Source organism: Proteus hauseri, assembly GCF_004116975.1.
GTDB lineage: Bacteria > Pseudomonadota > Gammaproteobacteria > Enterobacterales > Enterobacteriaceae > Proteus > Proteus hauseri.
In genome coordinates this window covers 340,150-366,545 of the sequence record NZ_CP026364.1, presented here as the reverse complement: position 1 = coordinate 366,545, position 26,396 = coordinate 340,150, and the positions used below count along the sequence as shown (strand labels likewise).

Genomic DNA, 26,396 nt, shown 5'->3' with positions numbered 1-26,396 from the left:
TTTTTTAATCATTTTTATATCATAAAACATATTTTTACTCAGTTAGATTAAATAAGTTATTACCTGAGATGTTATTTATTCAATACACTAAATCTCGTTATTTTACTTCTTGTTTTTTTGTTGCAAAAAACGATAAAAATAGGTGATCCCAATCATTAATAAGTAAAAAATAGGTTCTGGTGTTAGTGTTTTCAACGATAAAAGGTAATGAATACAAACTAATAGCAAAAGTGGATAAAACAGGCTATGTATTCTTTTCCACCACTTATTAAATTTTATTTGTAACCATTTGAATGAGCTGATAGCCATCAAGAATAACATCACCCAACATATGGCTCCTATAATTAGATAAGTTCGGGAAAAAACCTCATTAAAAAAGAGCGTTATATTTTCCCAACCGATTTCCAGTAGTAAATAGCTCGTTAAATGTAAACTCGCCCAAAAAAAACACCATAATCCTAATAGTTTTCTTACCTGAAATAATGCGTTTAATTTTAAGTAATCGGCAGCCATAGGGATTAGCGCTAATAGAATCAATAAACGTAATGCAGTGATCCCTGTGAAATGCTGAATGTCTTTTGCAGGATCTGCGCTGAATTGTTGATTATAGAGAGCATAAATAAGCCAAATAAAAGCCAATAAACCAATAAGATGGAATATGGTTTTTAATAACTTAACGTCTATTCCATATTGTGGTTTCATTAAAAATTTCTCCGTAGATCTAATCCTTTATATAAATGCGCTACTTGCTCGCTATAACCATTGAACAATAATGTTGGTTGTCTGGTGACTTGACCTAAACCACCAGCACCAATAAATCGTTCTGTTGCTTGCGACCAACGAGGATGGCTAACATCCGGATTAACATTGGCATAAAAACCATATTCATTTGGTGCTGAAAGATTCCATGTTGTTGGTGGTATTGATTCTGTTAGACGAATTCTGACAATGGATTTAATCCCTTTAAAGCCATATTTCCAAGGAACAACTAGGCGAATTGGTGCACCATTCTGATTTGGTAGTGATTTTCCATATACCCCTGTTGCTAATAAGGTGAGGGGATTGATTGCTTCATCTAATCTCAATCCTTCAACATAAGGGTATTGTAAACCACCACCAATAAAGCGACTATTTTGTCCTCGCATTTCCTGTGGTGCGTAACGTGTTTCAAAGGCAACATATTTTGCTCGGCTAGTGGGTTCAGCCAAAGAAAGTAAACTTGCTAATGGAAATCCTACCCAAGGGATCACCATAGACCACGCTTCAACGCAGCGCATACGGTAGATGCGTTCTTCTAATTGAAATTTATGATTAATATCATCTAAATTTAAGGTGAGGGGTCGGTTTACTTCACCATCAATGGTTAATGTCCACTCATCTGTGTTCATTGTATGTGCATATTCGGCAGGATCAGATTTATTAAGGCCAAACTCATAGAAGTTGTTATATCCCGTTACTTTATCTTCAGGAGTTAATGGTAATGAAGATTTGTATTCATCTGGTTGAATAAATTGTAAGTCTTTATAAGGTGACTTGAGCGTTGTAGGCTTGTTATCTTCAGAAAACCATGAAAATAAATCCGCTTTTACAGCCGATGAGACGGCTATCCCTGCTGCTCCAACGCCTAATAATTTTAGTAAATTTCGTCGTTTCATCATAAAGATAGATTCAGGTGTAATCTCTGATAGGTTACTTTTTCTATTTTTTTTCATTATGTTACCTCTGCATAATTAAAAAACGTATAGATCCTTAAAAAGTCTATTCGATTAATAAGCTAATTATGCTGAGATGTTTTAAAAAAAAGCTGACATTATGATGACAATTTTGTCATGTGGCGTATTTAGCATGGGAAAGTTAAATAAAATAGATTGTGTCCGTCTATATACTTATAGCTCACTTTACCTCCATGCAATGTCATAATTGCCTGTACTATCGACAGACCTAAACCATTTCCATCCGTTGTTCTTGCATTATCACCACGCCAAAAACGCGTAAATATCTGTTCATGTGGATTCAACTCTTCTCCAACATTACTTATGCAAATAACGAGTTGATTATGTTCTTTTTTACATTGAGTAGTTATTTGTGTATTAACAGGTGAATACTTAATCGCATTTGAAATTAAATTCATTAATATGCGAGTAAGTAGCAGATGATCTGCGTTGATGACCAATGTTGTTGGTTCTTTTAATAGCTCAATATTTTTTTCTTCTGCATAAAATGAAAATAGATTATAAACTTTATCGATCAGGTCTGATAAAGACAGATTTTCTTTATTTAATATAATATTTTTATTCTCAGCTCGGGCTATAAATAAAACATTTTCGATGATTTTTGCCAGTTTATCTAATTCTTCAATATTACTAATAATAATTGATTCATATTCCTCAGCGGAGCGAGAGTGTTGTAACATAATTTCATTTTGAACTTTTATTGCATTAATGGGTGTCCTAAGTTCATGGGCTAAGTCATCTGCTAGTTGAGTTAGTTTTATAAAATCATTTTTTAGCCTTTCCCTCATTATATTTAATGATTCCCCCAAGCTTTTAAGCTCATTAGGTAGTCGTGAAATATTTATTTTTTGGTTAAGAGTATATATATCTGTTTTAGCCGTAATTTGGCTAAGAAAACGGATATCACTCAGTCCATGTTTAATTAACCAGAAGCTTAGTATTCCCATAAATAAAATAGACGCTAATGAGATGACGATGATTTTGCTTAAGTATTCACTTAGCATACTGATGCGAACAAAGGAAGCTTTAGCTATCACCACATTTAATGCGCCTATTGGTGACTCTATTGTAAAGCTAATGGCAGAAACAGGTACACCTGATGTTGTTTCCCAATAGGTAACTGCGTTTAAATCTATATTTTGCACATCAACAGTTTTCAGGTGATTTGAAAATAGGATATCTGAGTTAGTATCAACCAAAATTTTATTGTGGGCATCGGTAATATAAATAATATCTTGCTGCATATCCATCATACGTTGGAAATAGATTGGTAAAGTTTGGATATCAATTCCGCTATTAATTAATTTAGCTAATTGATCTGCTCGGTTTACCAGTAAGGTATTATCACGGGATATTAATTCATTTTTGAGTGATTGATAAAGCGTTAAAGCCATAAACCCTGCATTTACAACCATCAGTATGATAAATAAAGAAATAATCTTAAATCTCAATGATTTTTTTTTCATTATTGATCCCATTTAGTCTATAACCCATGCCTCTAACCGTTTCGATTAATTTAATATCAAAACCATCATCAATTTTTTTTCGTAAACGGCGAATAGCAACATCTACAATATTTGTGTCACTGTCAAAATTAATTCCCCAAATCTCACTTGCAATCAATGTTCTTGGTAATATTTCATTAATGTGTAAAGCAAAAAATAGTAATAAAGAATATTCTTGGCGTGTCATTGAGATTTGTATACCATTGCGCTCAACGTCATGGCGAGACAAATTAATTTTTAGATCCGCAATCTCAATAATGGGTGAAATATTTTTTTGTACTCGTAATTGATTTTTAACTCTGGCCAATAATTCTGAAAATGAAAATGGTTTTACTAAATAATCATTTGCTCCTAATTCTAATCCTTTTACTCGATCACCTACGGCATCTCTTGCTGTTAAACAAATTACAGGAACAGATTTTGATGTGCGTAATATTTTTAAAATATTCCAACCATCCATACCAGGCAGCATAATATCGAGAATAACCAAGTCATAATCATTTTCTAACGCCAAATAAAGACCATCTCGACCATCACTTATGGTATCAATAGTATATCCCGCTTCCTCTAGTCCTTTTTTAACCCAACTCGCTGTTTTTTGATGATCTTCAATTAAGAGTATTTTCATTGTTATTACCTTAAACTCTTTAAATAACTATTTAATATTAATTTTTACGTTAACTTTATTATTTATAAAATAAATAAGGTGGATATGATATAGAATGCTCGACTAAAGAATACGGAAAAACACTGGGCAACTATCACCGGGGTTTGGTGTAAGAAAAATACATTTTTAGTTTGTCCTTCGTAATGATTTGTCGCTTTTAATCATCGGTTAACCTGAATGGATTAGTTAATAACATAATTTTTTACTGATATAAATAATAGTGCCGATTTATTGATTATATTAGTCTCTAATATAATCAATAGGTGGAGTAAATTAGTGTATTTTTGGGTTAAAGAATATAGCTAGCTAAATCATCAGCACTGAGTAATATCAGGCAACTTTGGGTGTCCGCCAAACCAGTCGATACATTGCCAGTAAAAATAATATTGTTGCTAACAACGTTATTTTTATGATCACCGGTATTAACTCTTGGATATTCGCATCCTGAGAGTTCAACATGGTAAATCCACTCACCATTGTACTCGAAGGGAATATTTCCATCGTTGTCACAACCCAGCCAGGCATATTAAACGTAGGGAACGAGGCGCCTGAGGCATAAAAAATAACCATCGAAGTAGCAGATAGAATTTGCATAGGGCGATTAATATTATCCATAAAACTACCAAGTAACATACCCATTGAACTTACAGCTGCAGAAAACAGAATAATCAGATAGAGCTGCAAAAATATATTACCCTCGTTGGGATATCCTTGTAAGTAATAAACCCAACCAAACACAAATATTGCCCCGAAAAAGCCAACGATAAATAAGCCCAAAAATGTTCCGATAAACTGTGATACATTTATTTTGCTTAAACCCATGCTGTTACGTAATGCAATGAGCATAGAACTAGCAAAAATAAGTGTTTGTTGAAGTATGATAATAAACACCAGTGGCATAATAAAAGATTCGTATCCTAACGTAGGGTTATATAGCGGAAGCGAGATAATATTATTAGTGGCTTGTGGTGCTAATCTATTGACATCTGTCGTAGAGCTTATTGCATTAGTTACGGCCAACCTCAGATCTGCTGCCACAGCCATATAGCCACCGGATAGGTGTATATCAACCCCTGCATCTCCACCTCGGATAAGATTATTTTTAAAATCATTATCAATAGTTATCACGGCAGAAACTTTTCTATTGCGCAATAAATTTAATGCATTAGACAAAGAGCTATCAACATGAGTGACATCAATCTCACGGGTGGTTTGTAGATTATCGATTAAGTTACGTGATAAGGATGATTGATCAAAATCGACAACTGCGACAGGGAGTTTGAGGTTAACCTGCGCTTTATAAGCACTAGGGTAGAAGATGCTGTAGAGAATTAATGACATAACAGCCGTTGAAAATATAGGCTGAGATCTTTTTATTGATGTCATAGTTCTGATAAAGCTCTGTGTAATACCATTAAAATTTATATTTTCTTGGAACGCAGCGGGTAACTGTTTATCTTTGTGTTTACCCAACAGGATAAAAGAAACAGCTAAAGGTATGATGATATAAAGTGACAAAATACCAAATTGGTAAAGGCTTGTTGTAATATCGCTACCAAGATTAACTTGCTCAAGCTGTATGCGATAATAGTGAGTAAATGGCTGAAAATTACTCCAAAATTGAGCCCAGCCATTGGCATTCAAAATAGATAGTGTGCCATCAGAGTAGGTTAATGCAGCACTGGTATACACCGTTGAAATACTTAATGCGGTGAGTACGCCTCGTGTTATTGAGATAAACATAATGGCAATAGATGCAGTAAGAAGACACAGCATAAATATCGCCAGCATTAAAATCCATGAATTACCTAAAATTGGCCAGCCTCGTCCCACTGTTTGCCAGACGTTATATATTAAGTTCCAGAGAAAAATAATGACTATATAGGGTAGGATGCGAGCAATAATCTGAATTGATAGGCAGGCTCTGCTTTTATTTACCCAACTAGCGTAGAGTTTATCGTTTTCAAAAAAACGTCCGATAGCACAAATTACAGCACTACTCAGAACTATACTTAGCAACACGGGTATTGCAATTGGCGTTAAGAATCTTTCGTAGCTATTTTGTGGATTGCTGATATTAACCACTTGTATGTTTAGCGATAGGTCACTCGCACCTTTATGCTCAACGCCTAATAGTTTCCTGTCTTTAAGTGAGCTAAAGGCATCACTTGCTGCTGATTGTAATCCGTTAGAGGCGGCATTACCCGTTGACCGGAATTGCCCGTTATAGCGAATGACTACCGCATTATCATCTTGGCGGAGAATTGAACCCGATGCACCGCTTGGTATCTCGATAAATGCATAGATTTTCATGCTTTTCATCAAGCGTTGAGCTTGTGTAACATTTACCGGTGTTTCGATTAACTCAATACTTTTTGATGCTTCAATATTCCTGATTATTTCTCGGCTTAATGAGGAATGATCATGATCTACCAGTGCGACGGGTATCTTTTCAGGCACACCATTACTGAACATTGCGCTGACAAAAATTAACAAAAATATCGGCACAATAAACAGTAAAATTTTCATATAGCGATCATGATAGATGAAGTTAATTTCATCTATCAATGAAGCTGAAAATTTTGAAAAGGTATTTTTAATCATTACCAATAGGCCAATCAAAAATAACAGACATACCCGGACGCATTCCTTCGATTTTATCTATTGGATGTAACCGTACTTCAAATGTTCTGACGTCATAACCGCTTGACTGACGAGTTGCTCGCCAGGTGGCAAAATTACCTTTGGGATTAATAAAAAACACTTCAAATTTCGCCGTTTTATCTTTCAGTGCAGGAATAGTTCCTTCAATCACATCACCTATTTTTAATGCGTTGAAACGATCTTCACGTAAATTAACGGTTACCCATAGATTGTTTAAATCAATCATACTGAATATTGGCTTACCCGCAGAAACCAGCTCACCTTGATTGGCAAAACGCTTGGCAATTTCTCCATTGTTATTTGAGAGAACACTGAGTTCGCTGACTAGCGAATTCGCTGATTCAAACGCGGCTTTAGCTGCATTTACGTTAGCATCAGCAATGCGAATGTCTTCCGCTCGGTTACCTCGGTTAGCTTGCATATATTGCTCATAGGCAGCATTTGTTTTCTGCTTAGCAACATTATATTTGGCAATGGCATCATCGCGCTCTTGGGTAGAGACGGCTTTGCTCTTTTCATAAAGTTTTACCACTCGATCAGTGGTTATTTTGAGGTTTTTTTCATCCGCTTGAGCACTGATCCAGTTGGCTTTTAATGATTCAATGTACTCTGAGCGTTCCCCATTATATGCTTTATCCTGATTAGCTATAGCCGCAGCTAGCGCTTCTTTTGTCTGTAGCGCATTTTCAGTGGTTTGTCTGTCATATAAGCTGACTAAGGATTGTCCTTTATGAATGCTATCTCCTTCTTTGACATGCAGACTATCAACTCTTGCTGTGACTTTACTTGTGATATTGATTTCATCTGTATCAACAATGCCTTCTAATATCTCATGTTCAGAAGAGTGAGATAAAATAAATCCAGCAGATAACACCATTATTATAACGATAAGTATGGTTATCTTTATTTTTTTATTCTTTATCGTCATGCCCTTTATATCCTTAGATTCTCGCTATTTTTGTGGTTTGGCGTTATTTCAACAATATGTTGAGTTTAGTTCAAAGTTATCTTCGTTCTTCAATGAAAATGCTAATATTTTTACCATGAGATTTTTTCATTATACGTTTCTTCGTCTCCTTAAACATCTTAATATTTCCAATATCTTCATAAAATAGGACTTATTGCAGTATAATTACCTAAAATTTTTAGATAGTTTGATTATTAGTGCCTAATTTAAGGTTTAAGGCAAATTGAACGTTACAATTTATCCTTCACGTTTACTTGCTGTTGATTATCGCAGCGATCCTGTTTGAAATACCAAATTTCAATGGCGGTTTTATCCACATTCTGCAGTGAAAGAATTAAAATTAACGCGAAAATACACAGTATAAATAATTATCTAAACTTCAGTTTTTTGCTCTTTTAGGACAAAAGTATAATTAAAACTCTTATATTTAGGATATTTGACTATGACTATGTCATCGTGGAATAAAAGCCGCATCTGATCACCAGAAAATAAAGGATCTTTGTGTCATTCAGTGATTGCAGGGCGATATAGCAACTCTGTGCTTCAGCTATCTATTTATATGAACAAGCTTACTATGCTGCTATGGCGTAACTATTACCGAAATATATAAAATGTAGAAAAAGAACACTCAAGCATTCTGTGGTTTGCTAGAAAGGATACAAAATTTAAAGCTATATTAAGGAATACATTGTGCTAAAAGATAACTTTAATGAGTTACAAATTTTTTTTGCTGTTGCAAAGGAAAGAAGTTTTACCAAAGCTGCAGCTAAACTGGGTGTTTCTCAATCAGCACTGAGTCATGCAGTCAAAACATTGGAAGAGCGTTTAAACACACGGTTATTAACACGAACAACACGAAGTGTTGCTGCTACAGAAATGGGCGAAAAGATTATTGCCTACCTTGAACCCCAACTGGCTGATCTTAATCATAAATTAGAGGATATCATTCAGCTGAATGGCACAGCATCTGGTAATATTCGTCTTTCAGCGGGCGAGCATGCAGCACGTAGTCTTCTTTGGCCTAAACTCAAACCTTTTCTGCGTACATACCCCGATATTAATGTCGAATTAGTAGTTGATAATGGATTTGTTAATATTGTCGATGGCGGTTTTGATGCGGGTGTACGTTTGGGGGAAAGTGTTGATAAGGACATGGTCGCTATTAGGATTGGTCCTGATATGCGCTTAGCGATTGTTGGCTCACCGAGTTATTTTGGATCTCAAGGCATACCGCAAACCCCTCATGAGTTACAGCATCATCGCTGCATCAATATGCGTCTTCCTACCGCAGGAGGGTTATATCATTGGGAGTTTGAAAAAGAGGGTAAATCGTTACGAGTAAGAGTAGAAGGGCAATTAACCTTTAATTTATTATCTGAGCGAATTGATGCAGCACTGTCTGGGTTTGGTGTAGCTTGTGTCCCTGAAGATACCATTCAAAGTGCAGTAAAGTCAGGAGATCTCATTCAAGTTTTGCGCGATTGGTGCCCGACGTTTTCAGGTTATTACCTTTATTATCCGAGTCGAAAACAGCATCCTCCCGCGTTTGCATTATTGATTGATGAGTTGCGTTATAGTGAGTGAAAATGAGAAATAAAGGTTGGCAGTGTGAGATAAATGAATTGACGGCCACCAACCTAAGATGTATTTAGCGATTAATCAGTGCTTGTAACGCTGCGGGATAACGTTCCCCGATAATTTTTACTGCTTCTAATGCGTGAGCAATTTTTTGCAAATCATTCTCAGTGAGTATGATATCTACGGCACTTAAATTCTCTTCTAAACGATGTAGTTTCGTTGTACCCGGAATAGGCACAATCCACGGCTTTTGTGCCAATAGCCAAGCCAGCGCGATTTGTGCTGAAGTGACGCCTTTCTGGCTAGCGAGGTCTGCTAACAGAGTGACCAGTTGTGCATTCGCCTTTAAAGCTTCTGGGTTGAAGCGTGGGACTTTGCTACGAAAATCATCGTCGTTGAATGTGGTATTCGCGCTAATTGCACCCGTTAAAAATCCTTTCCCTAATGGGCTAAAGGGCACAAATCCAATGCCTAATTCTTCGAGCACAGGTAATATTTCATCTTCAGGCTCGCGCCACCAAAGAGAATATTCGCTTTGCAGTGCGGTGACAGGCTCAATGGCATGTGCTCTGCGAATTGTTTGCGCGCTAGCTTCAGAGAGACCGAAGTGTTTTACCTTACCTTCTGAAATTAAATCTTTTATTGTACCTGCCACATCTTCAATCGGTACATCAGGGTCAACACGGTGTTGATACAGTAGGTCGATAACGTCAGTTTTGAGCCGACGTAATGAACCTTCGACGGCTTTACGAATATGTTCTGGACGGCTATTTAAAAGCTGTTGTTTGTTTTCATTACTGCAGTTAAAACCAAATTTTGTCGCAATAACGACGCTATCTCTAAAAGGTTTTAATGCTTCACCTACTACTTCCTCATTTAAAAATGGCCCATAGACTTCTGCGGTATCAAAAAAAGTCACCCCACGTTCTACTGCTGCACGAAGTAATTCAATGGCTTGGTGTTTATCTGTGGCTGGACCATAACCATGACTTAGCCCCATACAACCCAATCCAAGCGCAGAAACCTCAAGATCTGAATTACCGAGAAAACGTTTTTTCATGATTAATGTCCTGATAATTAACTAGAGATTATTGGTATGACTACACATCTATCTTGCGGTTAGTGAGCCATTCGACCATCGCAGGGTCGCGATGTGAGAAAAATGCACTTGTTGCAGTATCCATTGCCGTGATTTGCATCATTTCATCATCGGTTAGAGTGAAATCCAGGATGTTTATATTTTCTTCCATTCTGGTTTTACGAACTGATTTAGCCAGTGACACAATCCCCCGTTGAAATAACCAGCGTAGAACGACTTGTCCAACACTCTTGGCGTATTTTTCACCGATAGCCGTTAATTTGGGATGCTGAAATAATCCATTTTTACCTTCAGCAAAAGGCGCCCAAGCTTCTGGCTGGATATTTTTACTTTTCATCCACGGCACAGCATATAGTTGCTGATTAAATGGGTTAACTTCGATTTGGTTGACTGCGGGTATCACTTTATTAAACGCAATAAGATCAGCCAATCTATCAGGATGAAAATTACTGACACCTATCGCTCGGATTTTCCCTGCTTGATAGAGCTCTTCCATTGCACGCCATGCACCGTGGACATCGCCATAAGGCTGGTGGATAAGATAGAGGTCTACATAATCGAGTTGCAGGCGGTTTAATGAGCGCTCAAATTGCGCCTTCGCACCTTTATAGTTGGTATCTTGTAGCCACAATTTTGTGGTTATAAATAAATCTTTTCGCGCTATTGCGCTGTGCTTGAGTGCGTTTCCGACTTGAGTCTCATTTTGATAAGATGCTGCGGTATCAATTAAGCGATAGCCTGTTTCAAGAGCGTCAAGAACAGCGCGTTCACATTCGGCCGCATCTGTCATTTGAAAGACACCAAAGCCTAACAGCGGCATTTCAATCCCATTGTTTAACTTAACCGTTTGCATAATGTGCTCCTTTTATCCTTGTTGGAATAAAGCATAGCGTAGATTTATTGATTAGATTAGAGGCCCTAGTTTTCTAGGGTTTATGAGCAGAATTCATAAATAATGGGTTCTACTCATAATAGAAGTGAATTACTGTAGATTTTTTGCTCAAGAAACTGGCTAATTAAATGAGTAATTTGAATATTGTTCAGATCTGAAAAAGGAAAATAGGTATTTTCTTTAATGCCAATTTTAGGTAAATGGATAACGACCACATCACCCCCATATCGATTGACCACATCTCGTCATTCTCTTGTTATGGCAAGATGTACCCGTCAGCTATTTTGTATGGGGCTTTTGATAGCGCATATAAATTTAATTCATAAATAAAATAATGTGTTTGCTATCTATTTCTTGAAGATCTGAATTTTTGTTCAATATGAAATACATCACCAAGCATTAGTCGATTTGGACTATGTGACTACGGCATATAAATAAAAGAAATTTATACTGAACGATGGAAATTACTTTGCATAGGTGCTCTAAACTCAAAAAAATACAGGAACGGTATAGTTTATAACAAATACTGACGCTATTGATTTATATATTGTTGATGACCCGTTTTCTCCCCCTTTCCTTAACTAGGCTTATATTCAGCTGCGAATGCAGTAGTATTGGGTACTGTTTAATACTGCGTTAAAAAAGGCTGATACAATTTTAGTTTTACCAGCCCAAACCTTCCTGATTTTATGAGATAATCTTATCTAAACCTATTTTGCATATTTTATCGGGAGTTGGCATAAAAATAATCCGCGCTAACTTAGCCCTTAACCCGTGCTCTGCGATAATGACTAATAAAAAAAGAGAATCTATTTACATGGCTAAATCACCCGCTAAGAAACCAAGTAAAGGCTTTGAAGAAACCCTTTGGGATACGGCTAATCAACTACGTGGCAGTGTTGAATCCTCCGAGTATAAGCATGTGGTACTCAGTTTGGTGTTCCTGAAATTTATCAGTGATAAATTCGAGGCCAAACGCAGCCAATTAATCAAGAATGGTCAGGAAGCCTTTGTTGATATGGATGTTTTTTATCAACAAGATAACGTTTTCTTTTTACCGCAACAGTCCCGTTGGTCTTATGTCCAAGAGCGTGCAAAGCAAGATGATATTGCAGTCATTATTGATACGGCTTTATCCACTATCGAAAAAAGCAACGCATCGCTAACGGGCGCTTTGCCTGATAACTATTTCTCCCGCCAAGGGTTAGAGCCTAAAAAGCTCGCTTCACTTATCGACAGCATTGAAAACATCAATACTCTTGCCTCTGAGTGTGGGGTAGGGGAAGAGGATCTTGTTGGTCGCGTTTACGAATATTTCTTAGGACGATTTGCTGCCAGCGAGGGTAAAGGCGGTGGTGAGTTTTATACCCCGAAATCGGTAGTAACACTGCTGGCTGAGATGTTGGAACCTTATCAAGGTAAGGTCTATGACCCGTGCTGCGGCTCGGGCGGTATGTTTGTGCAATCGTTGAAGTTTGTGGAAAGTCACCAAGGTAAAAGTAAAGATATTGCGATATATGGGCAGGAGCTGACCAGCACCACCTATAAACTGGCAAAAATGAACTTGGCGGTGAGGGGGCTTACGGGCAATTTAGGGGAACGCCCTGCGGATACTTTTTTTGCCGACCAGCACCCTGATCTGAAAGCCGACTTTATTATGGCGAATCCGCCGTTTAACTTAAAAGATTGGCGTAATGACGCAGAACTAACCAATGACCCACGTTTTGCTGGTTTCCGCACCCCGCCGACGGGAAATGCTAACTATGCGTGGATTTTGCATATGTTGTCTAAGCTTAGTGAAGACGGTGTTGCAGGGTTTGTGTTAGCGAATGGTTCGATGAGTTCGAACACCAGTGGTGAAGGGGAAATTCGCCAAAAACTGATTGAAGATGATCGCATTGAATGCATGATTGCCTTACCTGGTCAGTTGTTTTTTACCACGCAAATCCCCGTTTGCTTGTGGTTTATCAGCAAAAGTAAGCAAGCGAGTGCCAAATATGGCTATCGTGATCGCCAAGGGGAAACCTTGTTTATCGACGCCCGTAACCTTGGCACTATGATCAGCCGTACCCAAAAAGAGCTAACAGCGGAAGATATCGCCACTATCGCCGATACTTTCCACGTATGGCGCAGTAGTGAAAGCGAACTGAAACGTCGTATAACAGCTAAAGAAATCAGTGTTGAGCAGTATCAAGATAAGGCTGGTTTTTGCAAGGTTGCCACCCTTGACGATATCAAAGCCAATGATTTTGTATTAACCCCGGGGCGCTATGTGGGGGCTGCGGATATTGAGGATGATGGTATTCCTTTTGAAACCAAGATGCAGGAACTGACCCAAACTCTTTATCGCCAGATGGATGAGGCTGCGGAATTGGATAAGGCTATCCGTAAAAATATGGAGGTATTGGGTTATGGGGAGTGAGTGGGTCATTACTTGTATTGACGATATTAAGTCACCAGAAAAGTATAGTTGTGTTGGAGGCCCATTCGGCTCGTCCCTTTCTCGCAAACATTATGAAGATTCAGGGATTCCTGTAATCAGAGGTGTTAATTTATCAGGTGACATATTTTCAGAAACTGATTTTGTTTTTGTATCTGAAATTAAATCAAAAGAACTGCAGCGAAATATGGCTTTTCGTGGGGATCTTGTTTTCACTCAACGAGGGACATTAGGCCAAGTGGCTTTGATTCCTGATAATTCTAAATATGAACGATATATTGTATCTCAGAGCCAAATGAAGCTTACTGTAAATTCGCAAAAAGCTGACTCATATTTCATCTATTCATATTTCAGAACAAATGAAGCTAAAATTCGAATTGAGAATAGTGCAATTGTTGGTGGAGTTCCTCATATTAATCTTGGTATTTTGAAAGAGTTTAAGTTGCGACTACCTCCACTCTCGGAGCAAAAGCGAATTTCTGAGCTATCTAAGATTATTGACAACAAAATCACCCTCAACCGCCAAATAAACCAAACCCTAGAGCAAATGGCGCAAACACTATTTAAATCATGGTTTGTTGATTTTGATCCTGTTATCGATAATGCACTAGACGCTGGTTTTTTTGAGCAGGACTTAGCTTTCTCTGAAGAGTTATTGCACCGCGTTGAAATGCGTAAATCGGTGCGTGAAAGTGATAATTTTAAACTGTTACCAGAGGATATTCGTCAGTTATTTCCTCATACGTTTGAAGAATGTGCAGAGCCAGCATTGGGGCTTGGGGGATGGGTGCCGAAGGGGTGGAAAATATCTAAGCTTTCTGATTTTGGTAATATAATTTGTGGAAAAACACCTTCTAAGAAAGAAAATAGTTTCTATGGTAATGACGTACCATTTATTAAAATTCCTGATATGCATGATAATGTATTTATTACTAGAACATTTGATAATCTTAGTTTTGAAGGTAGTAAATCTCAGATTAAAAAGCTTATACCTGAAGACAGTATCTGTGTCAGTAGTATAGCAACCGTAGGCCTTGTATCAATAACAACGGAATCTGCACATACCAATCAGCAAATTAATAGCGTAGTTCCTCAATATAAATATTTTAGGGATTATCTTTATTTTTCACTTTTGAATAAAAATAAACATTTTCATGATCTTGCTAGTGGAGGTAGTACGACTTTGAATATGAATACGACATTATTTTCAAATGTTTTATTTATTCAACCAGATAAATTTATACTTGAGTTTTTCCAACAAGAGAGTGGACGATTATTAGAACGAATAAAATGTTCTAAATATGAAATTGGCGAATTAACCCAACTCCGAGACACACTTCTCCCCAAACTGATCTCTGGCGAGCTGTCCTTAAGCGAGTTAAAAACAGCAATCCCAGAAGAAACATTAATCTAATATATTCGACCGCTTCACATTTTTATTGTTGTGAGGCGGTTTTTCTTATCTAATCAATTAAACTAGCTTAATTAAAAAACGCGATAAAAAACAATTTATAAAACAAATAAGAAGCCACTGATATGAGCCATATTTTCACCGAAGCTAAGCTGGAGCAGGCGATTATTGAACTGCTAGGACAACATGCAAATAATGCAGGCCAGCTTTGCTATCCGCATTTTACTGGCAACACCATCCCGCGCAAAGACAATAGCGAAGTGTTGATAGTGGATGACTTACGTCAGTATCTCGCTAGTCAGTATCAAGGGAATGGCATCACAGAAGGTGAAATTAACTCAATTATACATCAGCTACAGGCGTTGCCTGCCAGTGACCTATATCAAAGCAACAAAATCTTCTGCCATTGGCTTAGTAATGGCTTTTTACTTAAGCGTGAAGACCGCAAGCAAAAAGACCTGTATATCGAACTGATGGATACCCAAGCGTTACCAAGCCAGTTAGGTAGGCTGTTTTCGCAGAACGAAGTCGCACCAGAGGCAGATAATAACCGCTACCGATTAGTTAACCAATTAGAAATAGAAGGCCAAGCCCGAGACGGTGGGGTGCAAACGCGTATCCCTGATGCGATATTATACGTCAATGGGTTACCGCTGGTGGTGTTTGAATTTAAATCGGCGGTACGTGGAGAAGATGCAACGCTATTTGATGCATGGACACAGCTTTGTGTTCGTTATCGTCGTGATATTCCTAAATTATTTGTTTATAACGCCCTGTGTATTCTTAGCGATGGCGTGAATAACAAAATGGGCAACCTATTTGCCCCTTATGAATTCTATTACGCATGGCGCAAAATCAACGGTAACGAATCAACGGAAAAACAGGGCATCAATGGCCTGTACACCTTGATTGAAGGGCTATTCCATCCCGTTCGTTTATTGGACGTACTGAAAAACTTTATTTTTTTCCCTGATACCAGCAAGTACGAAGTGAAAGTGTGCTGTCGTTATCCGCAGTATTATGCTGCCCGTAAGCTGTATTACAACATTAAAAAAGAGCGTAAGCAGATTATTGCAGCTGGTGAAAATATCGGCGGAAGCGGTAAGGGGGGCACCTACTTCGGTGCGACAGGCTGTGGCAAAAGTTACACCATGCAATTTTTGACGCGTCTATTGATGAAAAGCATCGATTTTTCCAGCCCAACCATCATTTTAATTACTGATCGTACTGATCTTGACGAACAGCTGGCAAAACAATTTTGTAATGCCACTAAATTTATTGGTGATGACATTATTGAGCCAGTATCAAGCCGACAAGATTTGCGCGATAAGCTGGCAGGGCGTGCTAGTGGTGGGGTGTTCCTGACCACTATTCATAAATTTACCGAAGATATTCAATTGCTGTCTGAGCGTAGTAATATTATCTGTATCTCTGATGAAGCCCACCGTAGCCAAATTAATCTCGACCAAAAAATCACAATCAACCAACAAGACGGCACGGTTAAAAAGACTTACGGCTTTGCTAAATACCTGCATGATTCATTACCTAATGCCACTTATGTCGGTTTTACCGGCACGCCTATTGATGCCACGCTGGATGTGTTCGGGGAAACCATTGATAGCTATACTATGACCGAGTCGGTAAATGATGAAATCACAGTACGCATTGTGTACGAAGGGCGTGCGGCAAAAATCGCGCTTGATAACAGCAAATTAGAAGAAATTGAACGCTATTACCAAGAGTGTGAGACGCAAGGCACTAGCGAATATCAAATAGAAGAGAGTAAAAAAGCCACAGCCAATATGAACTCTATTCTGGGTGATCCTGACCGTATTGATGCGCTAGCGAAAGATTTTGCTCAACATTATGAAAAACGAGTGGAAGAAGGCTCGACCATCAAAGAGAAAGCGATGATGGTTTGCGCTAGTCGTGAAATAGCTTATGCGTTTTATCAGAGCCTGAAATTACAACGTCCAGAGTGGTTTGAAGCGAAACAGGCAATAGACGGCGTTTCTCTAACTGAGCAAGAAAAAAGCGAATTGATGCGTTTGCCGAGGGTTAATATGGTGATGACCCGAGGGAAAGATGACCAAGAGACCATGTACAATCTATTAGGGACGAAAGATTACCGCAGAGAGTTAGATAAGCAATTTAAAAATCCAAAATCTAACTTCAAGATAGCGATAGTGGTGGATATGTGGCTGACGGGCTTTGATGTGCCAGAGTTGGATACTATTTATATCGATAAGCCGTTACAAAAGCATAATCTTATTCAAACTATTTCCCGCGTGAATCGCCGTTTTGAAGGGAAAGAAAAGGGATTGGTTGTTGATTATATTGGGATTAAGAGCCGTATGAATATGGCGCTGGCGATGTACTCGAAGGCTGACAAATCTAACTTTGAAGATATTCAGCAATCCATCGTCGAAGTACGTAATCACCTCAACTTGCTTTCTCAAGTATTCCATAAATTTGATAGCTGTGATTACTTTTCAGGCTCGCCAACGCTGCAATTAGACTGCCTTAATAGGGCGGCTGAGTTTATCTTGCAAACCAAGAAAGTTGAACTGCGCTTTATGGGATTAGTGAAGCGATTGAAAGCGGCTTATGATGTTTGTGTTGGCAGTGAAGAGATAGCTCAAGATGAACGTGAACATATCCATTTTTATTTGGCAGTCCGTTCCATTGTCTACAAATTAACCAAAGGCGATGCACCTGATACGGCGCAGATGAACCAAAAAGTGCGTGAAATGATAGCCGAAGCCCTCAAAGCGGAAGGGGTAGAAGAGATTTTCACTTTAGGGGACGACAAAGCTGAAACCATTGATATTTTTGATGATGAGTACATGGCTCGCATTAATAAAATTAAGTTGCCAAACACTAAAATGCAACTGCTGCAAAAAATGCTACAAAAAGCCATTAGTGACTTTCAAAAGGTCAACCAACTGCAAGGGATTAATTTTTCTAAGCGATTCCAAGCGTTAGTGGAGCAGTATAACCAACGCAAAGAAAATGATGTACTTAATGGTGAAGAGTTCGATGATTTCACGCAGCAAATGGCCGATATGATTTATGACATTAAGGCAGAAATGATGTCGTTTGAGGATATTGGTATCGATATGGAAGAGAAGGCCTTTCTCGATATTTTGCTGCATATGTGCCAGAAATACGATTTTACCTATGATGACGACAAAATGTTGGCACTTGCAAAGGATATGAAGCTGATTGTTGATGACAGCACTCAGTATCCGGATTGGAGTAACCGTGATGATATTAAGGCCAAATTGAAAGTTGATTTGATTCTGTTATTACACCGCTATGGTTTTCCGCCAGTGGCCAATGACGAAGTGTATAAAAATGTGCTGGAACAAGCCGAGAATTTTAAAAAATATCAGTTGGGGTGATCTGTATTAACTGGAATAGCGTCGATATTCTAAGTTGCTCAATTAAAACTGATTATTATTTTGGGGGATCTGGTGTGGTGGTTCAACCATTTATTTACATATCGGAGCCCAGCTTTCCCCCAAGAGTTAGATGTAACTGAATCTTGCTTTTTTGCAAGACCAAATAAAAGATGACAAGTTAAAAGATATTTTTCCTTCGCTTTTAACTTGTTACGAATTTGCTCTTTCTAGTGAACTGAGAGGCTCGAGCGGTGTTCTTGCTTTAAGGTGATAACTACGTGCATTAGCAAGGTTGACGGCAGGGTAAGAAGCAAAGCTCTTTTTAGCTCCGCTTTTTAGTGAGTGAGCGAATGTAGCGAAATGACCATAGCTTACTGCCATTAAATTTAACCAATAGCTCTAGATCATCATTATTATAGAGAACATAATCACTTTGTTTGAGCTTAGCTGCATTGATCTTTTTACTGATAACGGGTTGGTTTTTCTTACTATTTTTGATGTTCCATTGTGTTTAGCTATATCAAAAATAATAATTTTTTATAAGGTATCGAGAAAAAGTAACTATTAGCTTTAATTTTTTGACAAATTGCAGATACAAAAAAAACTCGTAGAGCTTTCGCCTTACGAGCATTTTTGAACTTCATCAAATGACTCTGGTAATCATTGATGGAGAATTTTGGTGGAGCTGGGGGGATTTGAACCCCCGTCCGAAATTCCTACATCCGCGGCACTACATGCTTAGTCTGTCTTTAATTTTACTTACTTGCTGCGAACAGACACGCCACAAATAAGCTAGCTTGATTATATTTAACGCTTCAACCCCAAGCTAGGTTTCCACGCGATCTCTTTTGGGTTTGACCTCTCTTGATCCCCGTCCTAAGAGCGGAGGCTAGGGAGAGAGGGCTCTAAGCAGGTTATTAAGCTGCTAGTGCTTCGTACTGATTGTCGTTTGCGACTATCTTTTTGCGGCTTTTTACGAGGCCAACCGCCCCTCGGCATGCACCTTGGGTTTCGCAAATTCCGTCGAATCCAGAATCAGCCCCAAGTTGATAAACGCAAGTATATCAGAAAAATACTTGTAATAGCTAGTACTTAACGTGATTTAGCGATTAGCATTTTTCATAATTCTTGCTTTGTCTAATTTCCACTCACGATCTTTGATCGTGTCTCGCTTATCGTGGTCTTTCTTACCTTTAGCAACACCAACTTTAATTTTACACCATGCATTCTTCCAATAAAGCGAAAGAGCAACAACGGTGTAACCATCACGGTTTATTTGACCATAAAGTGAATCAAGTTCGCGTTGTTTTAATAACAGTTTACGAGTACGTGTTGGATCACAAACTACATGGCTTGATGCAACATTCAACGGGGTGATATTGGCACCAAAAAGATAAGCTTCGCCATCACGCATAACAACGTAGCTATCACTGATGTTTGCTTTACCCGCACGCAGTGATTTAACTTCCCAGCCTTGTAACGACAGACCCGCTTCTATCTCATCTTCGATGAAATATTCATGGCGAGCACGTTTATTTAGCGCAATAGTCGCAGAACCAGGTTTGTGTGATTTTTTCTTTGTCATAATGTCCACATTATACTGTATGAGCAACAGAAAGAAATCATTTAACCGACTGTTTTCTTTTCAATTGCATAAAAATTGAGCTATATTCCATTAGATTTTTATTTAGCCACTGTTCAATGATATGATCGCACACAGTGTTGTCGTACAGGAATAACTATGCCTCAGATTAGCCGATCTGCTCTAGTCCCTTTTAGCGCAGAGCAAATGTTTATACTGGTGAATGATGTTCTCACTTATCCTGATTTTCTACCAGGATGCGTTGGAAGTAAACTGATCAAAAGCACACCAGAAGAAATGATTGCATCAGTTCAGGTCTCTAAAGCGGGTATCAGTAAAACATTTACTACCCATAATTTTTTAAAGACAAATGAACGAGTTGATATGCGTCTTGTTGATGGCCCCTTTCGTAAACTCACGGGAGGATGGGTATTTACCGCATTAGATGATAATGCCTGTAAGGTCGAGTTTCAGTTAGACTTTGAGTTCACAAATAAATTAGTTGAGTTAGCCTTTGGTCGTATTTTTAAAGAATTAACCAATAATATGGTGCAGGCATTTACTCAACGAGCGAAAGAGATCTATCGTGACTAAAATATGGGTCGAGGTAACTTATGCGTTACCAGATAAACAGTATCTTATCCCTGTTGAATTAACAGAAGGGGATACTGTTGAAGATGCCATCATCGCATCAAATATCTTAATGATTTGTAATGATATTGATTTAAAAAAGAATAAAGTAGGCATTTATAGTCGCCCTGCTAAATTGACGGATAATGTGAAAGAGGGAGATCGAGTTGAAATCTATCGCCCATTAATAGCAGATCCTAAAGAAATGCGCCGTAAACGCGCAGAAAAAGCACGCCAAAAAGCAGAGTAATAGATTATTGTAATAATGCTTTTGTTAGTGGTGTTCTGTGTTTGAGTTTTATTGATTAAATAATTAATTATCTGCAATAAAACACACCCCATCGTTAATTAACGTATGGGGTGTAATTCATTTTGCCGATTACTATCGTTTAAATATTACTCTTTGCCTGCCTGATTTGAAAAACTTGGCATATTTCCTTGTTTTTCTATCTTCGTCAGAATGCCATTGCTATCAAAAGTCAAAGTGAGCGTTTCTTGGCGTACTTTTTCATGGCCAGGTTCTTCACGGAAAACATAATACCAAATTTGGCTTCCGAAAGGATCTTTAAGCATTGGTGTGCCAAGGGCAAATTGAACTTGCTGTTGTGTCATTCCTTGCTGAACTTTTGCAACTTCAGCTGGCGTTAAATAATTTCCCTGATTGATATCTGGGTGATAAACCAGTCTCTCAAACATAGAGCAACCTGAAGTCATTACGACTAAAGATAAAGCGGCAACTTTTAACAGTTTAAAACGCATGGTTATTACATTCCTTTTAGGGTCATAGTGACGATGATAATCGACAACGCAGCAATTGAAAACCTTTCACGCTCTGCCTATGACCTTAAATATCAATAAAAGTTTGTTAATCGTTACGCTGCCAACAAATCTTTTGCATTTGCTAAGGTGTTTTTTGTTACTTCGCTGCCTGCTAACAAACGAGCCAACTCTTGAAGACGCTCTTTTTTAGATAACAGTTTCATAGAGGTTTCTGTTTCTTCACCGTTTGTTTCTTTATTTACAAAATAGTGCTGATGACCACAGCCTGCAACTTGAGGTAAGTGGGTTACACACATAACTTGCGTTGATTCACCAAGTTCACGTAGTAATTTACCAACAATCGCTGCTGTAGGGCCGCTAATACCGACATCAACTTCATCAAAAATAAGTGCTGGTGTATCCATTTTTTTGGCAGTAATCACTTGGATTGCTAATGCGATACGCGAAAGTTCACCACCAGATGCTACTTTTGAAAGCGCTTGATGTGGTTGTCCCGGGTTGGTTGTGACATTAAATTCAACTTTGGTTGCACCATCAATTTGTAGTGATGTGTCATCAAAAAAAGTATCAACAGTCAAATAACCATGAGGCATTGATAGTTGGTGCATACTATTTGTGATTAGTTTGCTTAGTTCATTTGCGTATTGCTGGCGTACTTGATGTAGTTCTTTGGCAACTTCTAATGCAGCAATATGGTCGTGCTTTACTTGTTCAATTAATATCTCGCAATCATCGTTCTGGCGTAATAGTGCATTTTTTTCTTCAATAAGTTGCTGGTGGAGCTCATACAGCTCTTCTGGCGTGACTCTGTGTTTGCGCGACAAATTAATATATTTTGCGATACGCTTTTCAAGCTCAAAGAGACGATTAGGATCCATTTCTAATTTATCACTGTAATGGCGGAGTTCATCACTTACTTCGCTAATTTGGATAGTGGCATCTTCTAGCATATCAAGTAACGAATTAAATTGGCTCTCCATTGAGGTCAGCTCTGTTATTTCGTGTTTAACGAGGTTAAGCATACTAAGAATATTTTGTTCTTCATTTTCGCTTAAAATTTGTAAGCTATTTTGGCTTAAACTCAAAAACTGCCCACAGTTTGATAGTCGTTTATATTCTTGATCTAATTCTGGATATTCGCCTTGAATAGGTTGAAACTCATTAAGTTCTTTTAAATGGTAATCAATAAGCTGTTGCCTCGCTTCTCGTTCTAATGATTGTTGCTGAAACGCAGCTAAAGTTTGGCAGCTTTGGTGCCATGTTTGGTAAGACAACTTCATTTTTTTCAGTAATGCGGGTTCATTAGCATAAATATCAAGAAGGTGTTTTTGATAACGAGGCTCTAACAATTGCTGGTGAGCATGTTGGCCATGAATTTGAATGAGCAGCGAACCGAGTTCTCGTAATTGAGAGAGTGGTACTGAGGTACCGTTAATAAAACCACGAGAACGGCCATCGGTAGAGATAGTTCGTCTGAGTAGACATTCGTTATGATCATCAAGGTGATGTTCTTCTAACCATTTCTTCGCTGATGGTGTATCGGAGAGTGAAAAGCGCGCACATAAATCGGCTCTGGTAGCTCCAGAGCGCACCATATTAGCATCACCACGGTTTCCTAGACATAAACCTAAAGCATCTATTGCGATAGATTTACCCGCGCCTGTTTCACCTGTAATTGTGGTCATTCCACCAGAGAAATCGATTTCAAGTTCACGGACTATGGCAAAATGACTAATAGTTAATTGAGTCAGCATAGTGCCTCTCCTGTGTATAAAAACATAACTGTAATTGCATACAGTATAAACTGGTTTTTTATACAGTAAAGTAGTGAGGCTCAAAAATCAGAACATTTTTTTTGACCAGCCTAATTTTGAACTAAGAGTATTAAAATAATTATAGTCATTAGGGTGTACTAAATTTAGTTTTTGTCGGCTACGCTTAATAATGACTTCGTCACCTTCTTTAATGGGTAAAACTAATTGGCTATCGCAACTGACTTCATAATCGATATTTGTTTGAGAAAATTTCAACCGAATTTGGCTATCGCTGCTAATAACTAAAGGGCGAGCTGATAGGGTGTGTGGAAACATAGGCACTAAAGCAATTGCATCAAGGTTTGGTGTAAGAATAGGGCCACCAGCTGAAAGTGAATAGGCGGTAGAGCCTGTCGGTGTCGCAATAATTAAGCCATCAGAACGTTGTGAAAAGGCAAAACGGTCGTCAATATAGACCTCAAATTCAATCATATGAGCGACTTTTCCGGGATGAAGAACGACTTCGTTAATAGCTGTGCCTATGCGTGTTCTTTCTCCAGCAGCACAAACGCGAGCTTCAAGTAAAAAACGTTTTTCTTCACGGTAATGGCCTGCTAATACATCGGTAAGTTGTTGTAAGGCATTATCAGGATCAAGGTCAGTCAAAAAGCCTAAATTACCCCGATTAACACCAATAACTTTGATATTATAACGTGACAATACACGAGCAGCGCCTAACATATTACCATCACCACCAACAACAATAACAAGGTCTGCGGCTTTACCAACTTGGGTTAAATCGCCTATCCATGCATTTTTAAGCTTTAGCTCTTGAGCCACTTGAGTGTCAATGATGACCTCATAGCCTTTATCTTTAAGCCAATGATAAAGCATTTCATGAGTTGAAAGTGCTTCAGGATGGCGGGGATGTCCGACAATGCCAATGCATTTAAAGTGTTTTTTTTCCGTTACGGTATTATCTGGCATTTTTTTACCCTCGTTTTGCGCCAATTCCTTGAAACCCGTTTATTGATCCCCATAATAAACTAAATATGAAGATGAATACTAAAACTACGCGGAGATGTTCATGAGTAGTAAAGAACAAAATGTACATGAAGAGCAAGTCTCAAAAGAAAATGAAGGAATGGAATCTGCAATGAATGAGCCTAAAGAACAAGCAACAACAGAAGAAACTCAGGCTGACTTTGATGCTCAAGCCGAGTTAGTTGTCGCGTTAGCGCGTGTTGCTGATTTAGAAGAGCAACTGCAATTATCGCAAAAAACAGAACGTGAAGCGATGATCCGCGCTCAAGCTGAAGTAGAAAATATTCGTCGTCGTACACAACAAGACGTCGAAAAGGCGCATAAATTTGCACTTGAAAAGTTTTCTAATGAGTTATTGCCTGTGCTAGATAACTTAGAGCGTGCATTATCTGCCGCTGATCACGACAATGAACAGCTAAAACCAATGATTGAAGGTTTAGAGTTAACCTTAAAATCATTCTTAGATGCTGTTCATAAGTTTGGTATTGAAGTGGTTGACGAAAAGAATGTGGTCTTTAACCCTGAAGTACATCAAGCGATGACATTAATTGATAGCCCAGCTCATGATGCTAATCATGTTGTTGATGTCATGCAGAAAGGATATACCTTAAATGGTCGTTTATTACGCCCAGCTATGGTTATTGTTTCTAAATAATATCAATGAATAAAGCCGCACAATATCTATGATCTTAATATTGTGCGGCTGTAGCTATTAAGCGATAGGATCTAAAAACCAATTAATTGGGGTACGGCCTTGTTGCTGTAGTATGTCGTTTGTTTGTTTGAAATGGCCACAGCCTAAAAAACCTCTATGAGCCGATAATGGTGATGGGTGCGGTGCTTTTAAGACAAAATGTTTGTCTGTATCAATAAAACGACCTTTTTTCTGTGCATGAGCACCCCAAAGTAAGAAAACAACACCTTCTCTGCGTTGATTGATTTGTTCAATAACAGCATCAGTAAAAATTTCCCAGCCAAAATTAGCATGAGAATGTGCTTGGCCTTTTTCAACAGTTAATACGGTATTGAGTAGTAGAACACCTTGTTGTGCCCAACTTTCCAAATAACCATGATTGGGGCGTTTGAAATCAGGATATTCCTTTTCTAATTCTTTATACATATTTACTAATGAAGGGGGTGCTGGCACGCCTGGACGTACAGAAAAAGAGAGTCCATGAGCTTGATTAGGACCGTGGTAAGGGTCTTGTCCTAAAATAACTACATTAACGTTATTAAAAGGTGTGAAGCGAAAAGCATTAAAAATATCTTCCTGTGGTGGATAAATTATCTTCCCTGCTTCTCGTTGCTGTGAGACCTGTGCCAATATTTGCAGAAAATACGGTTTTTCTTTTTCGGTTCCTATAACATCGTGCCAGGTTAGTGGTGTAGTCATAATATAAAATCCTTATTGATATCTTATTACTAAGCTTACCGACTTCAGAAGTGGAAAGAAAACAATCCCGCATAAAAATTAAAACTTATTGCTTCTTCAACTTTTTTTTGGAAATTTACAAAAAAATTTCAAATACACAGAAAGTGATTATTGATTTAAAACAAGACTTTGCGCTTGTATTCATAAAACACTTATGAATTTTATTGATATTAATCAAAGAATGACGCTATTTATACTGGTATATAAGTATGAAGAAACATTGGTTAGACCAAATACCCAAGTTCTGATACGAGTTCGGAATTTGATTTTGTGCCCATGATGGAGGTCGAAATGATTACTGGTATCCAAATTACTAAAGCAGATAACGACGATTTATTACATTCTTTCTGGTTATTAGATGATGAGAACGGCGAAGCTCGTTGCATCTGTGCTAAAAAAGGCTTTGAAGAAGGCCAAGTGATTAACCGTAAAGAGTTAGGTGATATCGAGTACCGTGAAGTACCGGTTGAATCTAAACCTGTTGTACGTGTTGAAGGTGGTCAGCATCTTAACGTTAACGTATTAAGCCGTGAAACATTAGAAGACGCTGTAAATAATCCTGAGAAATATCCTCAGTTGACTATTCGTGTTTCTGGTTATGCAGTACGTTTTAACTCACTGACTCCAGAACAACAACGTGATGTAATTACTCGTACTTTCACAGAAAGTCTGTAATTTACTGCACAATAATAGCAAATAGCTATCAGTCTAAATAAAACCCGATATGAATAATATCGGGTTTTTTACGTTTTAATATGTCGATTAATTTTTATTGACGTAATAGTAAGTAATAAAAAAGCCGTAGCTATTGAAT

At 38.1% G+C, this 26,396-nt stretch carries 22 protein-coding genes, 1 other RNA gene and 1 pseudogene; 8 read left to right on the top strand and 16 right to left on the bottom strand.

The window, feature by feature from the left end; translation table 11 throughout:
- Window positions 1–102 precede the first annotated feature (102 nt).
- From PH4a_RS01820 to PH4a_RS01795, 6 genes are all read right to left on the bottom strand, one after another.
- Complete coding sequence (locus PH4a_RS01820) at window positions 103–702, bottom strand: protein-methionine-sulfoxide reductase heme-binding subunit MsrQ (protein WP_129037305.1); 600 nt, start codon at window positions 700–702, stop codon at window positions 103–105.
- Window positions 702–1,712 (bottom strand): protein-methionine-sulfoxide reductase catalytic subunit MsrP, encoded by a 1,011-nt coding sequence (gene msrP, locus PH4a_RS01815; RefSeq protein WP_129037303.1) that lies wholly within the window; start codon window positions 1,710–1,712, stop codon window positions 702–704. The genes PH4a_RS01820 and msrP overlap by 1 nt, the downstream gene beginning before the upstream one ends.
- 128 nt (window positions 1,713–1,840) lie before the next feature.
- Window positions 1,841–3,199, bottom strand: a complete 1,359-nt coding sequence (locus PH4a_RS01810; RefSeq protein ID WP_129037301.1) for a heavy metal sensor histidine kinase — start codon at window positions 3,197–3,199, stop codon at window positions 1,841–1,843.
- Window positions 3,174–3,866, bottom strand: a complete 693-nt coding sequence (gene hprR, locus PH4a_RS01805; RefSeq protein ID WP_129037299.1) for a response regulator transcription factor HprR — start codon at window positions 3,864–3,866, stop codon at window positions 3,174–3,176. The genes PH4a_RS01810 and hprR overlap by 26 nt, the downstream gene beginning before the upstream one ends.
- Before the next feature lie 369 nt (window positions 3,867–4,235).
- Window positions 4,236–6,434 (bottom strand): ABC transporter permease, encoded by a 2,199-nt coding sequence (locus tag PH4a_RS01800; RefSeq protein ID WP_244212924.1) that lies wholly within the window; start codon window positions 6,432–6,434, stop codon window positions 4,236–4,238.
- Between the two features lie 67 nt (window positions 6,435–6,501).
- A complete protein-coding gene (locus tag PH4a_RS01795; protein ID WP_244212923.1) occupies window positions 6,502–7,497 on the bottom strand; it encodes an HlyD family secretion protein in 996 nt (331 codons plus the stop codon).
- A gap of 729 nt (window positions 7,498–8,226) precedes the next feature.
- Here PH4a_RS01795 and PH4a_RS01790 point away from each other — a divergent pair.
- Complete coding sequence (locus PH4a_RS01790) at window positions 8,227–9,120, top strand: LysR family transcriptional regulator (RefSeq protein WP_129037295.1); 894 nt, start codon at window positions 8,227–8,229, stop codon at window positions 9,118–9,120.
- Between the two features lie 64 nt (window positions 9,121–9,184).
- Here the strand turns inward: PH4a_RS01790 and PH4a_RS01785 are convergent, their stop codons facing one another.
- From PH4a_RS01785 to PH4a_RS01775, 3 genes and pseudogenes are all read right to left on the bottom strand, one after another.
- The gene (locus PH4a_RS01785) at window positions 9,185–10,174 is read right to left on the bottom strand and encodes an aldo/keto reductase (protein WP_129037293.1); all 990 of its coding nucleotides are present in this window, start codon (window positions 10,172–10,174) and stop codon (window positions 9,185–9,187) included.
- Between the two features lie 40 nt (window positions 10,175–10,214).
- Entirely contained in the window at window positions 10,215–11,066 is an 852-nt protein-coding gene (locus PH4a_RS01780; protein ID WP_129037291.1) for an aldo/keto reductase, read from the bottom strand.
- Between the two features lie 113 nt (window positions 11,067–11,179).
- A pseudogene (locus tag PH4a_RS01775) lies at window positions 11,180–11,380 on the bottom strand (hypothetical protein); the annotation flags it as partial.
- Between the two features lie 542 nt (window positions 11,381–11,922).
- On the opposite strand from PH4a_RS01775, the gene PH4a_RS01770 reads away from it, so the two are divergent.
- From PH4a_RS01770 to PH4a_RS01760, 3 genes are all read left to right on the top strand, one after another.
- A complete protein-coding gene (locus PH4a_RS01770) occupies window positions 11,923–13,527 on the top strand; it encodes a type I restriction-modification system subunit M (RefSeq protein ID WP_129037289.1) in 1,605 nt (534 codons plus the stop codon).
- The gene (locus tag PH4a_RS01765) at window positions 13,517–14,959 is read left to right on the top strand and encodes a restriction endonuclease subunit S (protein WP_129037287.1); all 1,443 of its coding nucleotides are present in this window, start codon (window positions 13,517–13,519) and stop codon (window positions 14,957–14,959) included. Before PH4a_RS01770 ends, PH4a_RS01765 begins: the two co-directional genes overlap by 11 nt.
- A 122-nt stretch (window positions 14,960–15,081) precedes the next feature.
- Window positions 15,082–18,360: a type I restriction endonuclease subunit R gene (locus tag PH4a_RS01760; protein ID WP_129037285.1), complete on the top strand. Its 3,279-nt coding sequence runs from the start codon at window positions 15,082–15,084 to the stop codon at window positions 18,358–18,360.
- Between the two features lie 210 nt (window positions 18,361–18,570).
- Here the strand turns inward: PH4a_RS01760 and PH4a_RS18110 are convergent, their stop codons facing one another.
- The 3 genes from PH4a_RS18110 to smpB all read right to left on the bottom strand — a co-directional run bounded on the left by PH4a_RS18110 (window position 18,571) and on the right by smpB (window position 19,945).
- On the bottom strand, window positions 18,571–18,741 hold the full coding sequence (locus PH4a_RS18110; RefSeq protein WP_164971518.1) for a hypothetical protein: 171 nt from the start codon (window positions 18,739–18,741) through the stop codon (window positions 18,571–18,573).
- Between the two features lie 296 nt (window positions 18,742–19,037).
- Window positions 19,038–19,403: a transfer-messenger RNA gene (ssrA, locus tag PH4a_RS01755) on the bottom strand.
- Window positions 19,404–19,462: 59 nt separating this feature from the next.
- A complete protein-coding gene (gene smpB / locus PH4a_RS01750) occupies window positions 19,463–19,945 on the bottom strand; it encodes an SsrA-binding protein SmpB (protein WP_064720628.1) in 483 nt (160 codons plus the stop codon).
- A 156-nt stretch (window positions 19,946–20,101) separates the two neighbouring features.
- Here smpB and PH4a_RS01745 point away from each other — a divergent pair, with 156 nt between their 5' ends.
- Complete coding sequence (locus PH4a_RS01745; RefSeq protein WP_064720627.1) at window positions 20,102–20,536, top strand: SRPBCC family protein; 435 nt, start codon at window positions 20,102–20,104, stop codon at window positions 20,534–20,536.
- Entirely contained in the window at window positions 20,529–20,822 is a 294-nt protein-coding gene (locus PH4a_RS01740; RefSeq protein ID WP_129037283.1) for an RnfH family protein, read from the top strand. The genes PH4a_RS01745 and PH4a_RS01740 overlap by 8 nt, the downstream gene beginning before the upstream one ends.
- Before the next feature lie 146 nt (window positions 20,823–20,968).
- Here the strand turns inward: PH4a_RS01740 and bamE are convergent, their stop codons facing one another.
- From bamE to nadK, 3 genes are all read right to left on the bottom strand, one after another.
- A complete protein-coding gene (bamE, locus tag PH4a_RS01735) occupies window positions 20,969–21,331 on the bottom strand; it encodes an outer membrane protein assembly factor BamE (protein ID WP_064720625.1) in 363 nt (120 codons plus the stop codon).
- A 113-nt stretch (window positions 21,332–21,444) separates the two neighbouring features.
- Window positions 21,445–23,106 (bottom strand): DNA repair protein RecN, encoded by a 1,662-nt coding sequence (recN, locus tag PH4a_RS01730; RefSeq protein ID WP_129037280.1) that lies wholly within the window; start codon window positions 23,104–23,106, stop codon window positions 21,445–21,447.
- An 87-nt stretch (window positions 23,107–23,193) separates the two neighbouring features.
- On the bottom strand, window positions 23,194–24,093 hold the full coding sequence (gene nadK, locus PH4a_RS01725) for an NAD(+) kinase (protein ID WP_129037278.1): 900 nt from the start codon (window positions 24,091–24,093) through the stop codon (window positions 23,194–23,196).
- Window positions 24,094–24,193: 100 nt separating this feature from the next.
- On the opposite strand from nadK, the gene grpE reads away from it, so the two are divergent.
- A complete protein-coding gene (grpE, locus tag PH4a_RS01720; RefSeq protein WP_064720622.1) occupies window positions 24,194–24,805 on the top strand; it encodes a nucleotide exchange factor GrpE in 612 nt (203 codons plus the stop codon).
- 57 nt (window positions 24,806–24,862) lie between these two features.
- On the opposite strand, the gene ung is transcribed toward grpE, so the two are convergent.
- Entirely contained in the window at window positions 24,863–25,543 is a 681-nt protein-coding gene (ung, locus tag PH4a_RS01715) for a uracil-DNA glycosylase (RefSeq protein ID WP_129037277.1), read from the bottom strand.
- A 330-nt stretch (window positions 25,544–25,873) separates the two neighbouring features.
- Between ung and grcA the strand changes: the two genes are divergently transcribed.
- On the top strand, window positions 25,874–26,257 hold the full coding sequence (grcA, locus tag PH4a_RS01705) for an autonomous glycyl radical cofactor GrcA (protein WP_064720620.1): 384 nt from the start codon (window positions 25,874–25,876) through the stop codon (window positions 26,255–26,257).
- Window positions 26,258–26,396 lie beyond the last annotated feature (139 nt).

What these genes read in the sequence shown, in the direction of transcription:
- PH4a_RS01820 (WP_129037305.1), bottom strand. Translation starts at nt 702, where the DNA reads ATGAAACCACAATATGGAATAGACGTTAAGTTATTAAAAACCATATTC.
- msrP (WP_129037303.1), bottom strand. Translation starts at nt 1,712, where the DNA reads ATGAAAAAAAATAGAAAAAGTAACCTATCAGAGATTACACCTGAATCT.
- PH4a_RS01810 (WP_129037301.1), bottom strand. Translation starts at nt 3,199, where the DNA reads ATGAAAAAAAAATCATTGAGATTTAAGATTATTTCTTTATTTATCATA.
- hprR (WP_129037299.1), bottom strand. Translation starts at nt 3,866, where the DNA reads ATGAAAATACTCTTAATTGAAGATCATCAAAAAACAGCGAGTTGGGTT.
- PH4a_RS01800 (WP_244212924.1), bottom strand. Translation starts at nt 6,434, where the DNA reads ATGAAAATTTTACTGTTTATTGTGCCGATATTTTTGTTAATTTTTGTC.
- PH4a_RS01795 (WP_244212923.1), bottom strand. Translation starts at nt 7,497, where the DNA reads ATGACGATAAAGAATAAAAAAATAAAGATAACCATACTTATCGTTATA.
- PH4a_RS01785 (WP_129037293.1), bottom strand. Translation starts at nt 10,174, where the DNA reads ATGAAAAAACGTTTTCTCGGTAATTCAGATCTTGAGGTTTCTGCGCTT.
- PH4a_RS01780 (WP_129037291.1), bottom strand. Translation starts at nt 11,066, where the DNA reads ATGCAAACGGTTAAGTTAAACAATGGGATTGAAATGCCGCTGTTAGGC.
- PH4a_RS01770 (WP_129037289.1), top strand. Translation starts at nt 11,923, where the DNA reads ATGGCTAAATCACCCGCTAAGAAACCAAGTAAAGGCTTTGAAGAAACC.
- PH4a_RS01765 (WP_129037287.1), top strand. Translation starts at nt 13,517, where the DNA reads ATGGGGAGTGAGTGGGTCATTACTTGTATTGACGATATTAAGTCACCA.
- PH4a_RS01760 (WP_129037285.1), top strand. Translation starts at nt 15,082, where the DNA reads ATGAGCCATATTTTCACCGAAGCTAAGCTGGAGCAGGCGATTATTGAA.
- PH4a_RS18110 (WP_164971518.1), bottom strand. Translation starts at nt 18,741, where the DNA reads ATGGCAGTAAGCTATGGTCATTTCGCTACATTCGCTCACTCACTAAAA.
- smpB (WP_064720628.1), bottom strand. Translation starts at nt 19,945, where the DNA reads ATGACAAAGAAAAAATCACACAAACCTGGTTCTGCGACTATTGCGCTA.
- PH4a_RS01745 (WP_064720627.1), top strand. Translation starts at nt 20,102, where the DNA reads ATGCCTCAGATTAGCCGATCTGCTCTAGTCCCTTTTAGCGCAGAGCAA.
- bamE (WP_064720625.1), bottom strand. Translation starts at nt 21,331, where the DNA reads ATGCGTTTTAAACTGTTAAAAGTTGCCGCTTTATCTTTAGTCGTAATG.
- recN (WP_129037280.1), bottom strand. Translation starts at nt 23,106, where the DNA reads ATGCTGACTCAATTAACTATTAGTCATTTTGCCATAGTCCGTGAACTT.
- nadK (WP_129037278.1), bottom strand. Translation starts at nt 24,093, where the DNA reads ATGCCAGATAATACCGTAACGGAAAAAAAACACTTTAAATGCATTGGC.
- grpE (WP_064720622.1), top strand. Translation starts at nt 24,194, where the DNA reads ATGAGTAGTAAAGAACAAAATGTACATGAAGAGCAAGTCTCAAAAGAA.
- ung (WP_129037277.1), bottom strand. Translation starts at nt 25,543, where the DNA reads ATGACTACACCACTAACCTGGCACGATGTTATAGGAACCGAAAAAGAA.
- grcA (WP_064720620.1), top strand. Translation starts at nt 25,874, where the DNA reads ATGATTACTGGTATCCAAATTACTAAAGCAGATAACGACGATTTATTA.